The sequence below is a fragment of the Finegoldia magna ATCC 29328 genome, from assembly GCF_000010185.1.
Classification (GTDB): Bacteria; Bacillota; Clostridia; order Tissierellales; family Peptoniphilaceae; genus Finegoldia; species Finegoldia magna_H.
Genome location: NC_010376.1, coordinates 20,751 through 37,008, shown reverse-complemented (window position 1 = coordinate 37,008; position 16,258 = coordinate 20,751). Strand labels below are relative to the sequence as shown.

9 protein-coding genes are annotated in these 16,258 nt (G+C 34.8%); 4 read left to right on the top strand and 5 right to left on the bottom strand.

Annotated elements, in window-relative coordinates:
- Positions 1-103: 103 nt before the first annotated feature.
- Positions 104-5,986, bottom strand: coding sequence for a cell wall-binding repeat-containing protein (locus FMG_RS00180; RefSeq protein ID WP_012290121.1), 5,883 nt, complete (start codon positions 5,984-5,986; stop codon positions 104-106).
- 397 nt (positions 5,987-6,383) lie between these two features.
- Here FMG_RS00180 and FMG_RS00175 point away from each other — a divergent pair, with 397 nt between their 5' ends.
- Positions 6,384-6,884: an ECF transporter S component gene (locus FMG_RS00175; protein WP_012290120.1), complete on the top strand. Its 501-nt coding sequence runs from the start codon at positions 6,384-6,386 to the stop codon at positions 6,882-6,884.
- A gap of 674 nt (positions 6,885-7,558) precedes the next feature.
- On the opposite strand, the gene FMG_RS00165 is transcribed toward FMG_RS00175, so the two are convergent.
- The 3 genes from FMG_RS00165 to FMG_RS00155 form a co-directional block, all read right to left on the bottom strand.
- Positions 7,559-8,197: a phosphatase PAP2 family protein gene (locus FMG_RS00165; RefSeq protein WP_012290118.1), complete on the bottom strand. Its 639-nt coding sequence runs from the start codon at positions 8,195-8,197 to the stop codon at positions 7,559-7,561.
- 1 nt (position 8,198) lies between these two features.
- Positions 8,199-9,380, bottom strand: a complete 1,182-nt coding sequence (locus tag FMG_RS00160; RefSeq protein WP_012290117.1) for a cation diffusion facilitator family transporter — start codon at positions 9,378-9,380, stop codon at positions 8,199-8,201.
- Between the two features lie 68 nt (positions 9,381-9,448).
- The gene (locus FMG_RS00155; RefSeq protein WP_012290116.1) at positions 9,449-11,038 is read right to left on the bottom strand and encodes a potassium/proton antiporter; all 1,590 of its coding nucleotides are present in this window, start codon (positions 11,036-11,038) and stop codon (positions 9,449-9,451) included.
- Between the two features lie 236 nt (positions 11,039-11,274).
- Here FMG_RS00155 and FMG_RS00150 point away from each other — a divergent pair, with 236 nt between their 5' ends.
- The 3 genes from FMG_RS00150 to FMG_RS00140 all read left to right on the top strand — a co-directional run bounded on the left by FMG_RS00150 (position 11,275) and on the right by FMG_RS00140 (position 13,870).
- A complete protein-coding gene (locus FMG_RS00150) occupies positions 11,275-11,811 on the top strand; it encodes a rhodanese-like domain-containing protein (protein WP_002839880.1) in 537 nt (178 codons plus the stop codon).
- Positions 11,812-11,880: 69 nt separating this feature from the next.
- Positions 11,881-12,993, top strand: a complete 1,113-nt coding sequence (locus FMG_RS00145) for a transglutaminase-like domain-containing protein (protein WP_012290115.1) — start codon at positions 11,881-11,883, stop codon at positions 12,991-12,993.
- 94 nt (positions 12,994-13,087) lie between these two features.
- Entirely contained in the window at positions 13,088-13,870 is a 783-nt protein-coding gene (locus FMG_RS00140; protein WP_012290114.1) for a hypothetical protein, read from the top strand.
- 60 nt (positions 13,871-13,930) lie between these two features.
- On the opposite strand, the gene FMG_RS00135 is transcribed toward FMG_RS00140, so the two are convergent.
- A complete protein-coding gene (locus FMG_RS00135; protein ID WP_012290113.1) occupies positions 13,931-16,252 on the bottom strand; it encodes a hypothetical protein in 2,322 nt (773 codons plus the stop codon).
- Between the last annotated feature and the right edge of the window lie 6 nt (positions 16,253-16,258).

Sequence of the window (16,258 nt, the reverse complement as noted above, 5' to 3'; positions counted from 1 at the left end):
TTTTCAGCCATTGTTATTTGAAATTTATTTATTTAATATTTCTATAAATAAATCTATTTTTGCGCAAAAAAATCGCACGATATTATCGTGCGACTTTTTAACTCTATTTAATCAATTCTTTTACAACTGATTCACCTATTGAGTTTTCTCCACCAAATACATTAACTTTTTCAAATTTTGAGTCTTTGATAGCTTGTTTTGTGCTTTCAGGTACTTCGTTTGATTCTGCTAATAATATTGGGCAATCAATGGAGCCTATTACTAAGCTGTCTGCAAAGTTTGTTCCGTTTGCGATGTTAACTTCTTTTCTATCTTTGAAGCCGTATTCGTAGATTTTCTTTGCTGTTTCGTAACGGTTTGCTCCTGCAATTCTTGTAGGGTTTGGTAGTTTGTTTGCTACTTCGTTGGAGATTGTTTTTTCTCCACCTACTATTATTACTTTGTTGATTTGTTTCAATACTTCTTGTGTTGCTTTTGGTATGTTGTTTGGTTGTACAAGTAGTATTGGCATGTTATGTTTGTTTGCTAGTGGTGCCACTGTCAATGCGTCTGCGAATGTTTCGCCACTTGCGATGACCGCTTGTGTTGTTCCTGTGCGTTTGATGATTTCTTGTGCAATCTTAGCGCTTGTTTCGTATCTGTCAGATCCAGCTATTGTTTGTACGTTGTATTTTGCTAGGCTGTTTTTAGCTTTATCTACTGAGTGGTCTCCACCTATTACAACTACATTTTTAGCGCCTAATCTGTTGATTTCTTGTGCTACTACTGAGTCTAATTGATCTTTTTGTACTAGCAAGATTGGTGCTTTTAATGCTTTTGATAATGCTGATGCTGATAAGCTGTCTGCGAATTTTTCGTAGTTTGCTATGATTACTGTTTCAGCTGAGTTGTAGTATTTCTTGGATACTTCTACTGCTGTGTTGATTCTGTCAACTCCTGCAACTCTTGTTGTAGCTTTTGTTGTTTGAGCTGGTGTTTTTGGTGCTGGAGTTGGAGTTCCAGGTACACTTGGTGTTGTTGTTCCTGGGTTAGCTGGGTTTTCCTTGCCTGGTTTTGTTGGATCTTCTTTGCCTGGCTTTGTTGGATCTTCTTTTCCTGGTTTTGTTGGATCTTCTTTGCCTGGCTTTGTTGGATCTTCTTTACCTGGCTTTGTTGGATCTTCCTTGCCTGGTTTTGTTGGGTCTTCCTTGCCTGGTTTTGTTGGATCTTCTTTACCTGGTTTTGTTGGATTTTCTTTACCAGCTTCTTGAATCTTAGCAATTTCATCTTTGATTTCTTTAGCTAATTTATCAACTTCTTCTTGAGTTGCGTCTTCTTTCTTAGTTAAGTCTTCAGCTTTTTTGATCAAATCTTGTAATGCTTTTTGTTGTTCGTCAGTTAATTTAACTTCCTTCTTGTCTAACAAGTTTTGTGCATCTTCTTTTTGACCGATAAGTTGTTTCTTATCAACTTTCTTAACTTCTTTTTCTTTAATCTTAGCCAAAGCATCTGTCAATTTCTTGTTAACTGCATCAACCTTGTCTTGTGGTTGTTGTTCGGTAATAGCAGTTTTTGCTTCTTCGATTAATTTTTTAAGTTCAGCTATTTGTTCATCAGTTACATCGTATTTTTCAGAAACTGATACTATTGAATTTGCTTTCAACATATTGTCTGCCAATTCTTTTGTATTAACAGGGTCTTTTTCATTAGGGTCTTTTCTGTTGATTACAACTTCTTGTAATGTTTCGTTTCCAGCATCGTCGTATGCTTTGATTTGGAATTTGTTTTCGCCAACTTCCAATGGAACTTCTACTTCGAATTCTCCGTCAACGCCTTCTTTAAGCTCGAAGTTATCCCAAGTCTTGTCAACTCTTGAAAGCATATTTCCGTCAAGATACATTTCCAAGTAAGTCATGTTTTCGTGACCTTTTACTTTGATCTTAGCCATTGGAGCTTTTTCATCTTTGTGTTCTACAGTGTATTCAACTGTTGGAGCAACGAAGTCTTTTCTGATTCTTCTGATGATAGTATCTTGGATGCCATCTCCTCTGACATTTTCACCTTCAGCTTTGATTTGCAATTCGTAAACAGATCCATCTTCTAAGTTAGAGATATCTAATTCGTGATCGAATGAGAAATTGCTGTCTCCTTCTTTGTTAACTTTGATTTCTTGAACTTCTGTTCCTTCAACCTTCTTACCATCTTTTGTGATAGTCAATGTCAAATGATCTAATTGTTTGATCTTAGTTACATTACCTTTCACATGGATCTTCTTGTAAGCATCAGGGTTTTTTTCATCTTCGTATTTACCAAATGCTGCATAGTAATCAGGGTTTTCAACTTTGATTACAGGTAAGTTGTAAACTGTTTGATCTTTTACTTCTTGTTTTTCTTCAGGTTTTTCTTCTGGTTTTTCTTCTTTCTTTTCTTCAGCTTTTACGATAACTGGAATTGTGTAGTAAATTTTCTTACCGTCAATTTTAACTTCTACTTTTAATCCAAATTCACCAGGTTCTTTTGTATCAACATTCTTAACTATTCTAACCTTTGCGTCTTTTGGTAAGAAGTCAAGGTGTGCTTTTACTTGTTCTGTTATAAGAGGTTTATCCCCAACTTTCAATTCAATTGGTTTAATCGCTTCAACTTTAACTGGAACTGTGTAGTTTGTTTGTTCTTCGCCATTTTTAACTGAAACTACAATCGTAAATTCGCCAGGTTTTTCTGTGTTTTCAATATTTCTTAAAATCTTGAATTCTGCATTTTCAGGAATATCTTTGACTTTTGCTTTGATTTGTTTTTTAACTTGTTCTTCTGTTGGAACTGGATCACCAACCATTATTTTAATTGGATCGATTTGTACATCAGAAGATTTAACTTGAGTGTCAACATCTTTTCCATCTACATTTCTTGCATTATCCCAAGCGTAAATGCTTAAGTTAGCCAAGTCAAATCCATCAGCTATTTTGAATTCATAAGAATAATCTCTTACGATTCCAATATCATCGTATCTATGATCTTCTCGAACTTGTTGTTCGTGCCATTCACCAGTTTTAATGTTTTCATATCCTACGCTAAATACACCTGATCCGTCGTCGTGTGCAGTTACAGTTATAGTTCCTTTTTCTGGATTGTATGTGCCTTTTAATTTAGGTGCTGTGTTATCTAATACTATGTTGTATTGATATTTTTGTTCCTTAGCATTCTTGTAGTCTACATGACCTGTGATTTGGTAGATGTAATTTCCTTCTTCAACAGGTTTTCCTTTTGAGTCTTTGAAATCCCAAGCAGCTCCACCAGGAACGTATTCGAATCTGTATTGGTTGTCTCCACCTTTGTACAATCCATTTACTTTTAGAAGAATTGGGTCGATGAATAAGTTTCTCAATGTTTTGCCATCTTTGTCCAAGATGTCGTATTTTACATCAAGAGCGTTTCTCATAATTGTGATTACTGGTGCAACTTCAACATTCATTCCTTCTTGTTTATTTGAATTTACGAATACAGTTGGTTTGCCATCGACATTCCAAGCGTTCCAGTAGTTCCATCCACCTTTTTCTTGTCTTCTCATAAATCCTGATTTGTCTATTCCACCATTATCATATACTAATGGTTTGTAGTTAACTTTGTCGCTGAAATCAGGCATGTTATCCAAGAATTGTGGTTGTGACCAATTTCCTTTAAATCCAGTATAAGGAACTGAAAGTGTAGGATGATCAGTGTCTGATTCGAACATTACATATCCTTGTGCAAATTGGTTCTTGTCAATTTTGTCTGTAGATATTGTTGCAGTGTAAGTTACTTCACTTTTAGCTTTTACCGTAACTTTTGGTAATGTTTCTTTTTTTACTTCGGATGAATGTTCAGTGTATCTACCATCTTTAACTTCATCTTTTAATGAGATATATTTTGGTGTAAATGTGATGTCCTTATCAGAGTAGTTTTTCAATTTGAATGTTGCTTTGAAGTCTTCACCAACTTCACCTAATTCCAATTTACCGTCTGGTTTTGTATCTTTTCCACCTGTAGCTGTTACAGTTACATATGTCTCAGCAACATTTTTAAGGTTTACAAGTCCTGCACCTTGTTGTTTTGGTGTGTAGTATGAAGCGCCTTTTACTTCTGTGTCTTTTATTGGAGTTGCTGTGTTCATCATTACCAAAACTGTCAAGAATTCTTGCCTTGGATCTGGTTTACCATCTTTTCTAACTAACAAACCATCTTTGTACAATCTTTGCATTACTAATGCACTTGCACCTGCAACTTGTGGAGTTGCCATTGATGTACCACTCATCATTGTGTATTGGTTATTGTTAATTGTTGAGTAGATTTGTCCACCAACACCTGCGATGTCTGGTTTCAATCTCAAATCAGGTGTTATTCCCCAAGATGAGAACTCACTCATTTGTCCAGCTTTTGGGTTTGCAACAGATTGTACTTTTGTGATGTTGATTAGTTGATTTGGTTTTTTTAATAATTCAATTAATTTTAATCCGTCATCATGACTAATGAATACTGAAGGGAAATCTTTGTTTTCCATGCCAGACATAAATGATAAGTTACTGCCATCTTTAGAGTTAAAAATTATGATACCTTTTGCACCTAATGATGCAGCTAATTCAGCTTTGTCATTAAAGGATGCTCCTCCTCTTTCCGCAAGGACGATTTTATTTTTAACTACTTTGTCACCGTAATCTTTCTTTTGATCATTTCCTTTTCCAACATAAACGAATGGTAGCATTCCTGTTGTTGTCTTTTCGTTTTCGCCTTCTGCAGTACCTGTAGGAATCTCAACGACTTTGTCATTATCTTTATATTCAACAACTCTTCCTCTCATATTTATGTTTTCCATAGATGCTACTGAATATGATGGATCTGCAACTGCAGGGTGTCCTGTAGTACCAAAGTCAGGGTTTATCGCTAAGTTAGTCTTTCCTTCGCCGCCCCAGTTTGTAACACGGTCATTACCCATAGCAACTGCGCATACAACGCCGGCTTTTTTGGCTCTCTTGAATGCATCGTTTGTAGGAGATACTCCTTCTCTACTGTAACCTGAACCCATTCCCAAACTCATGTTCAATACGTCTGCACCAAGTTTTACGGAATCGTCAATCGCTTTCAACCATACTTCTTCGTAAACTGTAGATACTAATGCATCGTTGCTGAACACCTTCATCGCTAATAATTGTGCATTTGGTGCTACTCCTCTTACTCCTCCAGTTTCTGTATTACCATTTGCAGCAACTATACCAGCTACGTGCATTCCGTGATATCCACCGATACCAGAATCTCTGATTTCTTGAGATTCATCAGCATAGTTGTATCCATAAGGAATCTTGTTGCTGAACCATTTACCTTTTAATTTGTTTGCATCAATAACTTTCTGAACGTCTTCTTTGCTCTTATATTTTTGAAAATCATTAGATTCTAATTGAATATCCTTGTGAGTAGGATCCACACCAGTATCTATAATACTAATTAACATTCCTTGTCCAGTAAAATTGTATTTACTGTCCCACAAAGTATCAGCCTTAATCATTTTTGGAGCTGAAGCCAAAGATGGAGATGCTCCTACTTTTGGTCTTTCGGCCTTCATTTGAGTTGTGACTTTTTTAACTCCTGGTTGTTTTCTCAATTTGTCGATGTCTTTTGCTTTTACTTTTGCTGAGAAGCCTGTGATAACTGCAGAGAATTCATCGTCCTTGTCAACTTTAACGTTTTCTTTCTTCAACTTAGTTTCGATTTTTTCTGAAGTTTTCTTTACCTCTGCTTCAGATGCCTTCACAGCTTTTGAGAATCTCGCACTTTTTACGTTTGGTTCTCTTTCGATAGCAGTCTTGTCACTTGTTTCTACGATTACTTTGACTTCTTGGTCTGCCTTTACGCCTTGTTCTTGAAGTTTAGCATATGTAGTACTGTCTGTTTGGTTAGTTGCAAATGTTGTTGCACTTGGTAATGCCAATGAAAACAATAACACACCAGCTAAAAACTTTTTGGAATATGGTTTCATATTTCCCTCCTATTTCTTATATGCAAAAACGGCAAGAAATTTGCGATTTTGCTCATACCATAATTTTACTTAACTAGCTAAAAAATGTCAAACTATTTATAAATTTCAAAATTAATAAATATACTTCTATCGTTTTCATTAAAATAATGAATTAAAATCTTATAATCCGTAAATTAACTTGTTTTATCGAGACAAATTACTGATAAATTTTATTACTCATTGTTTTTATATTGTTTAACTGAATAATAATGAGTAAAATGGTCGAGTTTGTTACATTATTTTCCATAAATATTTTTCGTATAAATTGATGTTCAAAATCTGTTACCATAAAATTTTCAAATTTTGTTACTATAAACCACTACATAAATACTCTATAATAGAAAAACAGGAGGACGATATGAACACTAAAAAAATTACTACAGCAGCGATTTTTATAGCGCTTACAACTTTTTTCACAATGATAGTCAAAATTCCTGTGTCACCTGCGATGGGTTACGTTAATCTCGGAGATTTCATTATATTATTATCCACTGTCGCATTTGGACCAATTATCGGAATGATTGCCGCTGCGTTTGGATCAGCCTTGGCGGATTTATTGCTCGGCTATGCAGCATTTGCACCATTTACATTCGTTGTCAAAGGTTTGATGGCTCTTGTAATGGGATTGTTCTTGAAAAAAGTCAACAATCAAAAAACATCCACAGTTCTAACTGCGGGAGTTATCTGTGAATTGGTGATGGTTGTTGGATATTACTTCACATCTGTAATTCTTTACGGAAACAAAACAGCAATCGCTACAATTCTTCCAAACTCAGTACAAGCCGCTGTGAATTTTGTGATATTCGCACTTATTTGGAAGAGATTTTTGAAAATAACAGAATCTATGTTGAAAAATTAAATACAAACCAAAAAAACACAGCCTGTCACTAATTGTGATGAGCTGTGTTTTGTTTTTTGTCATTTATATATTAATAATCCCAAAACTTAGAATCATAACATACCACCTTAAAATTTCTAATGGACTGTATGAAAAGGCGCATAGAACAATTATAAAAATTATATGTGGAATTGCGAGTAAAATGCATAAAGTAACCACAACCCAATTTTTCTTTACAAACAAGATTGCAAAGATAACTAACCACGCCCATATTGAAAATGGTATAAACATCGTAATTTCAGCAAAGTAATTACTTTCAAAAAAGTTAATTACACTATTTTCACTTGGATTATGAACAATTGTTATTATAATTCCAATCGTAAAAATTAACACCGAAATTATTGTGCCTATATAAAAAATTTTTTTCTTACTTATATCCTTCATTGTCACACCTCTTATTTTGTATTAGAAACCATGTGAAGAATTTTCTGCCTTTATCTTATGTAAAAATATTATTGTATTAATTTAAGAAAACGTTTTTATTTTTGTTAATTTTATTTTATCATGTTTTTATATTGATGTAAATAATTTTCTTTTGTTTTATTTTGTCTATTTTTAAAATCATTTAATGACGCAAAATGTTTTATAAATCTGTATGTTTACATATTCTACAAACCAAAAAACACAGCCTGTCACTAATAGTGATAAGCTGTGTTTTGTTTTTTGTTAAATACGAAAAGTATCACGTGTGCGAGGATAATTCCACACACTACATCTATAATGCTGTGTTGTTTGACAAGCATGGTGCTGATGCAAATTCCCACACTCCACAACAAGAAAAAAGCCTTCGATTTCTTGTTGTCTTTCAATATTTTTCTGAATTGATTGTAAATTATCACGGTTGTCGATACGTGGATGCTCGGACACACGTTATTCGGGGCATCAATTCCCTGAATTTTTCTGATTATCCACGAACAAATATCATTTCCAGTGATGTCTGTAACTCTGATGTCAAGTGCTGTCGGATATATCACATAAATTATCAGTGATATAAACATCGCAGCAAACATCGGGATGATTATGTTGTATAGATTGTCGTACGATTTTTTCTTTAATAGATAGACAAATGGTATCACTAGCATCAAAAACCACGACGAGTAAATAAGTATCGCAGGTTTATAAAAAGGAATGTAGTCGTCTAGTTTCGAATATACTATGTGATAATTTCTGTTGGGTATTTTTTCCATTGAAAAAAACCACACCAAATAGACCGCATAGACTGCTAGTATGAATTTGAGTGGGTTTTGATCGTAAATTCGTTTAATGTTTTTCATTTTAATAAAAGTTTCTTCTTTGATATCCTCTTGCTATCGCTATGATTGGCTTGTAGTCTGTGATTTGCGATAGAATTTTGTTTTTCACAATGTCCACAATTTCCTTGTCTTCCATTTTTTCATCGATGTCTACTCTGATGTCGAATATCATCTCGTCGCCTTCTTTTTTCGGACAAATTCTAAAATCGTTCAATATCCAATCTTCGTTGACATCTTTGATGATTTTTTCGACAATTTCGTGTAAATTTTGAACTTTCGGATTGTTGACTGCCAACGGATCCATGTGAATTGTCGAATACACGCCCTTTTTCTCAATCAAATCCCTCTCGATTTGGTCTACTAATGAGTGAAGTTTGATGAATTCTTCAGAGCTGTCAACTTGGACATCCGCAGTTATGAAAATGTAACCTGGACCGTAATCGTGAACTCTCAAATCGTGTGCGCCGTAAATTCCGCCATATGATGTGATGAAATCAGTGATTTCACGTTCGAATTTTGCGGATGCACCCGTTCCCAAAAGTTTGTCCACAGTGTCTGTTATCATTTCGTATCCGTTTTTGATGATGATAAGTCCACCTAAAAGTCCGATGTATGCATCTATATTAAGTGATGTCAATTTGAACACAACAACTGAGATAAGTACGATGGATGTTGAAATACAGTCGCTTCTTGAATCGACAGATGTTGCCATCAACAAATCGGAGTCGATTTTCTTGGAAATTTTGTGGTAAAATTTGCTAAGCCAAAACTTCGCCACAATCGCTATTATTAGAACTACCAACGAGTAGACGTTGAATGTGATGACTTCCGGATGGATAATCTTTTTAAATGATGCAACTACAAGTTTAATACCGATGTAGATGACCAAAATCGTAATCAACGACGAGAAGATGTACTCCAATCTCGAGTGACCGTACGGATGTTTCTCGTCTGCAGGTTTCGTACTCATACTGAAACTTAGAACCATAAGAACGATGCTGAAACAGTCCGACAAGTTGTTGATGGCATCGGCCATTATCGCGATGGAATTGGTCAATAATCCTATTATTAGTTTTGTTGAAAACAAGAATAGGTTGATGAATAATCCCACTGCGCTGCTCAAATTTCCGTAAGATCTACGAGTAGCGAAGCTTTGCGTGTCTTCGTAATTTCTCACAAATTTTTGAATCAAATAATCTATCATAAATTCCTTCCTTAAAATATAATTATCATATTATTATATCAAAGTTTGGCAATAATTTTCAAAATTTATTAAAATTTTACAGTTTCCTTCAGAATAATCAACTTGTCTCCTGCGTTTAACGTGACACTTCCCGTAGGAACGATGATTTCGCCGTTTTTTCCCTGAATCATCACCACAAGTTCGGAATCAATCATGTCGATATCCTTCAATTTTTTACCATTCCAGTTGTTCTTGTCGCTGATTGTGATTTCAATCAAACCGTAGCCTGTCGGATCGAAATACGATTTTCCTCCAATAACAACAGTGTCATTCGCACAAATCACAGTATCTCCACGTGGAATTACAAGTTTGTTGTTACGAATAATTTTCGCCACGATAATATCGAAATTAAGCCCAATCTCTTTAACTTTCTTACCAACAAGCTCACTATGCTCGTTAATTTGTGTTTCAATAAATCCGACATCACTTTTCGAGCTGTAGTAGTTGAAAGTTTTAAGCACCGTATCATCAGGATCAATCATATCAGTTTTCCTGCAAATAATCGGGAAAAGTGAACCTTGTATCAAACAAGACAACAAACAAATCACGAAAATTATGTGGAACAAATCGACGGATAATTTGGCGTTACTGTTGATTACCATAATAGCAAACGCAATCGCAGCCGCTCCTCTGAAGCCCGCAGCAGAAATTACGATGAGCTGATTTTTCTTGTAGCCAAATGGTTTCAAAAGCAAAATACTTGCCAATGGTCTCGCAATAATTGTGATGAAAACCATCACCAAGAAAGCCACAGGAATTGCCTTCACGATACTTTGTGGATTTGCCAACAGTCCCAATAAAAAGAACAAGCCAATCTGCATTATTCCCGAAAAACCATCGAAGAAGAACACGACCTCTTTTTTCCTGTAATATTCCAAATTCCCAATCATAATCCCCAGAACATACACTGACAAGAACGCATTTCCACCCAAATTCTTGCTAATCGCAAAGGTTAAAAGTGCGCAGGAAATGATGAGAACTGTGAACAGTCCATCTTCTGAAAAATCGATCTTGAAAATCAATTTTTCGGTCAATTTTGCCATCACAAATCCAATCAATAGCCCGATACCAACTTGAAGAAGAATTAGTTTGAACACAGAAGTCTTGGAGCCTACCAAAATCGACAAGAAAATCATAGTCATTGTGTAAGCTGTCGGGTCGTTGGAACCACTTTCGATTTCAAGCATGGATGCTGTGGAATATTTGAGGTTCAAATTCTTGCTTCGTAAAATCGAACTCACCGAAGCAAAATCCGTAGAACCAACAACTGATCCCAAAAGCATAGACTCCACGAAACTGATTTTAAGCACGAAATAACAAAAAACTCCCGTAAGAACAGATGTCAACACGACACCTGCACTTGCCATGATGACTCCTTGTGTTGTCACTGGTTTTGCCATTTTCAAATTTGTACCGAAACCACCGTAAAACATGATAAACAACAGAGCAACGCTCGAAAATTCGTCAACAAATTTGAAATTATTGAAATCTTTACCGAAAAAATTAAACGATATTCCTAGTAGGATAAACAATAAAAACGATGGAATACCGAATTTATCTGAAAATTTTACAGCCAAAAGCGCCAATAACAGCACAATGGCAACAATTAAAATATACATAAACCCTCCTTGGAAGATTGATAAATTAATAAAAAATATTAAATTAATTATAGTATATCATAATAAATTATCGGTTTTTTTTGAAAAATAAATATATATCGCACAATTTTTTCGCCATTTATAGAAAATGACACAAATTTGGCATAAAAACAGCCTACTTATAAATTATTTCAATAAATGAAATACAAGTTTTACGATATAATTAATATATAGAATAATTTAGGAGGGATTACATAATGAAGAAATTCATTAAAGCTTTAACATTGTTTGCCATGATTTTAGTATTGGCAACTGGTTGTCAAAAGGCTGCTCCAGGAGCTGCAAAAGGTCCTGGTACTGCAAAAGACGGTAACGAACAAAAAATTGAAACTGCAAGTATGAAACTTGTAAACGCTGTTAACAAAGGTGGATATGAACTTGTATCTACAGAAGACTTGAATTCATGGGTTGAACAAAAGAAAGACATGGTTATAGTTGACACTATGCCTGCCAAATCTTTCGACAAAAACAGAATTCCTGGCGCTGTAAATGCTGAATTGCCTATGAAAGCAGACGAATTAAAACCAGAACAAAAAGAAGCTTTCTTGAAAGCTTTGGGCGAAGATAAGAACAAAACTGTTGTTGTATATTGTGGTTTTGTTGGCTGTGCTAGAAGTGATGTCGGCGCAGTTCTTGCAAAAGAAGCTGGATTTACAAATGTATATCGTCACCCAGGTGGAATTGTTGCTTGGATGGATGCAGGATATAAAATCGAAGGTTCTGCAGCAAAATAAGATATTTAATTGGGCAATATTTAATATATTGCCTAATTTTATGCCAAAAAATACAAAGGGGGATGTTTTTTGAAAAAAGCATTAAAAATTTTACTTTTATTGGTATTTGTAATTAGTTTATCAGCTTGTGCTAAGAATAATACACAAGAAACTAAACAAGAAGAAACTAAAAAGGAAGATTCTAATAAGGTAGAAATCAAAAAAGAAGAAAAGAAGGAAGAAAACTTCTCAGAAAGAAAAGGTACTTTGACAACTAATGTTGATTTGTCAAAATACGAAAAGGGTAAATCTGTAAAATTGTGGTTACCAATTCCACAAGATTCAGAATACCAAAAGATTACTAATGTTAAGGTAGATTTGGATGAAGCTCACGCTAAACAACAACAAACTACTGACAAATTAGGAAACAAAATGCTTTATGTTGAATGGGACAAGGAAGCTACTGATCGTAAGGTTTCTCTTTCTTTTGATGCTGATCGTAAAGAAATCAAAAGAGGTGAACTTGCTGAAAAAGAAGACCAAGCTAAAAAGGACGAACTTAAGGAATTCTTGCAACCAAACAGCATGATGCCTGTTGATGGTAAAGTAAAAGAACTTGCCGACAAAATCACTGAAGGTAAGACTACTGATTTGGACAAGGTAAAAGCAATCTACGAATGGACTATCGCTAACATGAACCGTGACGAATCTGTAAAAGGTTGCGGTACTGGTGAAGTTGAAAAATTATTGGATCATCCACAAGGAAAATGTACTGATATCCACTCAGTTTTCGTGTCTTTGTGTAGAGCAGCTGGCGTTCCTGCACGTGAAATCTTCGGTGTAAGAATGAGCAAAAAGCCATCTGATGATGAAACTAAAGGTCAACACTGCTGGTCTGAATTCTACCTTCAAGGTCATGGTTGGGTAAAGGCAGATCCAGGCGATGTTTTGAAGGCTGTTTTGAAACAAAAACTAGACAAATCTGATGAAAAAACAAAAGAACTTGCTGATTATTATTGGGGCGGAATGGATTCACTTCGTGTAGCATTGACTACAGGTCGTGATCTTGTACTTGAACCAAAACAAGACGACAAGCCACTTAATAACTTCGGTTATCCATATGCTGAAGTAGAAGGTAAAGCACTTGATTATTACAATCCAGCAGATTTTGAATATAATATCAAATTTGAAGAAGCAAAATAAATTGTAAAAGAAAATCGGCTCTTAGTGAGCCGATTTTTTATTTTTCAAAATAGGGTATAAATCTTATAACTAATTATTGAAAGAAGGAATCGTTGTGGAATTTAAAAATTTAGGCGGAATGTCTGTCACTCAGAGAGTAAAATCTGTAGAACAACCTCGTGGTGGATACATAAAACCAAGTGATTTCGAAGAAAATGTGCTTGGAGATTATGATGAAAGTATTTTCGACGATATCAATGTGCATGCGAGTTTGATTGGGATGGCGGTGGATTATTTGTCAAGGTTTATGCTTAGTAAAGACTTGGTTGAATCTTTTAAGATTTCGATATATGGTGCGATAAGTATTAAAAAAGAAGAAGATGCTGCTATTTTGTTGAATAATGTGACAGGTCTTGATGATACATCGATTTTCAACGCTATTAAATTGACTGGTTTTGATGTTGTGCTTCGAGCAGGTGTTCAAAATTATGTTCCTGTTGAAAGTATCAATCCAAATGAACAAGCAATTGCTGCGACAAGAATTTTGGTTGAACGTACGTTGAAGTTTTTCGATATTTACGGCCCTATTGTATCAGACGGTTTTACATTTGAAGGTGGATATACTGATGTGATATCAACTGGTGATGGTGATTATTTGACTAATGATACGTTGTGGGATTTAAAGGTGTTGAAGAACAAATTTAATAAGAATCACACTCTTCAAATTCTGATTTATTGGAGAATGGGTTTGCGTAGCGATTATGAAGCTTTCAAAAATGTTAAATATTTGGGGATTTTTAATCCACGAAAAAACACTGCCTATCGTTTTGATGTGGAGAAATTATCAGATGATATAATAAAAGAAATCGATGAGAAAGTTATTGGATACGAAAATTAATCAATCGAGTAGGGTTAATAGACGGGTATGTAAAAAATCGGCTCTTATGAGCCGATTTTTTTAAATGTTTGCTGAGTTTTTCTCAGTTGTGTTTTGGTTTTTTTCTGTAGTAGGATGTTGTTTGTCTTCTGGTATTTGTTTTTTGTTATTTTCTTTATTTTCTTGTTGTTTTTCTTCAACTTTATCTTCTACAGGTTTGTTGTTTGTTGGTTCAGCTGTTTCTTTTTCGCCAATTTTTTCGTTTGTTTCATCAACTGTTTCTTCTGATTCTTCTACTTCTTCTGATTGTTGTTTTTCAAGTTCTTCGTCACTTGGTATTTGAGGAAGTTGTCCTTTGAAGATTATTTGTCCGTTTTTCTTTTCAAATTGGCTTATGTGGAAACTATTTGTCGTGTCATTTGAATAAATGTCGACAGTTTCTTGTCCTATTGAGAAGATTCTTGATGAATCGTTTATTTTATAGTGAGATTTCAAGAATTCTATTACTTCTTCGATATTCAAGTCTGATTTGTATGTCAAATCTTCTTGTGGATGTTGGAATTTGTATTTCAATGTTGCGACTACATCTTTTGCAGTGAATCCTTTCAATGCTCCGGATTTTTCCATTTTTACCAAATCTTTTATGCTTAGTGCATGGTAGTGGTCTCCATGTAACCAGTAAAATACGTTGTCTTGTTTGTCTTCTGTTCCCATGATTGCGATTCCATCAGTCAATTTTCCATATCCTGTCATGTTTCGTAGATTGTCGTTTAATACTGCTTCGATTCCTTCAACTTTGTTTGGTTTTATATCGTCGTAGTTGAATACATCTGTGTCTTCTACTTCTACATTTCCCACATCGATGTAATCTTTGATATATTCTGCATTTGGGTAGTGGTCTTTCGGATTTACTCTGACTACTGCGACTTCTTCATCTCCTCTGTACAAATGCCAATGATCTTTGTGGTCTACGATTTTTGTGATATTTTCTGGCCATTTGAATTCATTATTGTTTTGTGAATTATTGTTTTGTGAATTGTTGTGAGTTCCTTCGTAGTTTCCAAAATATGCATTTGGATAAAGGTCTTGTGGGTTGGTGTATGTTATCGCTTCGTTTCCGTTGGAGTCGTAAATGTGATAGTGGTCTTCGTGTTTTAAAATTTTTACGATGTCAAATCTGTTAATTTCATTTACTGTTCCATCTTTTCCCAAAACTTTTGTTATTTTTAATTCTTGTATTTTTTGTTCTCTTGTTTTTTCTGTTGGTTGTTCTTCTTTTTTATCTGGTTTGTTGTTTTGTGGTGTGTCTGTTGGGTTTTCAGGCAGATTTTCTTGTGGTTTGTTGTCTTTGTTGTCTTTTCTTGGTTGTTGTGGTTGTTGTGTGTTTTCTTGTGTGTGGCTACCTACATATGTTCCAACTGCTACATCTGGATATTTGGAAGATGGATCTTCATATGTTATGAATTCTTCGCCATTTTTTGTGTAGATGTGCCAATGATCGCCGTGTTTTAGAATTTTAACTACATTGTGTTTTTTCTTGTTGTCTTCTACTTTTACAAGATTTTCGTCTTTTATTAGCTTGTCTGAATTTTGTTTGGCGAGAGTTTTCTTAGAAGATTGTTTTTGTTTTTGTCTATCTTCTCGGATGATTTTTTCAATCATTTGTTTTCTGTTGGCGTGAGTTCCAACGTACTGTCCGTACTCAGCGTTTGGATACAAGCTTCTTGGGTCTGTGTATGACACGAATTCATTGCCTTTTGATGTGTAGATGTGATAATGGTCACCGTGTTTTAAGATTTTGATGACTCTTTCGTCATTTTTTTCGATTGTTTGTTTTATTTTTTGTTTTTCGTGTGCTATTGTTCTAGCATCCATTCTTTTGCTGTTGTGTTTTCTGTGATCACCGTGACTTCCTACATATGTTCCTACTTTTATGTGTGGAAACATTGCTGATGGGTCTTCGTAAGTTAGATATTCTCCACCATTTCTTAAATAAACGTGCCAATGATCGCCGTGTTTTTTGATTGCAACGACGTTTTCGCCTTTGAGTCTGTTTTTACCGACAACGCTTACCATTTCAAAGTTGGATGTGTTTTGTAATTTGCTAGGGTCTTTGTATGTGATTTTTTCCCTGCCGTCTTTGGTGAACACGTGCCAATGGTCTCCGTGTTTTACGATTTTTGCGATATCTTCTTTTTTGATTTCAGAGTCTATCAACACTTCTGTTGTCTTGTCTTTTTTTATTGTAGATTGTTTGTTGCTGTCAGTTGTTTGTTCAACTTTTTTTGTAGACTCGTTTGTTTGTTCTGACTTTTTTTCTGGTTTAGAAAAAAGTGAACAAGAACTCAAAATGGTTGAGCATAAAACCACAGCCAATATTATTTTTTTATTACTATTTTTCATTTTTAC

Bases quoted from the DNA above. Each gene is read 5' to 3' on its own strand.
- FMG_RS00165 (WP_012290118.1), bottom strand. From the start codon at position 8,197: ATGAAAAACATTAAACGAATTTACGATCAAAACCCACTCAAATTCATA.
- FMG_RS00180 (WP_012290121.1), bottom strand. From the start codon at position 5,986: ATGAAACCATATTCCAAAAAGTTTTTAGCTGGTGTGTTATTGTTTTCA.
- FMG_RS00150 (WP_002839880.1), top strand. From the start codon at position 11,275: ATGAAGAAATTCATTAAAGCTTTAACATTGTTTGCCATGATTTTAGTA.
- FMG_RS00135 (WP_012290113.1), bottom strand. From the start codon at position 16,252: ATGAAAAATAGTAATAAAAAAATAATATTGGCTGTGGTTTTATGCTCA.
- FMG_RS00160 (WP_012290117.1), bottom strand. From the start codon at position 9,380: ATGATAGATTATTTGATTCAAAAATTTGTGAGAAATTACGAAGACACG.
- FMG_RS00175 (WP_012290120.1), top strand. From the start codon at position 6,384: ATGAACACTAAAAAAATTACTACAGCAGCGATTTTTATAGCGCTTACA.
- FMG_RS00155 (WP_012290116.1), bottom strand. From the start codon at position 11,038: ATGTATATTTTAATTGTTGCCATTGTGCTGTTATTGGCGCTTTTGGCT.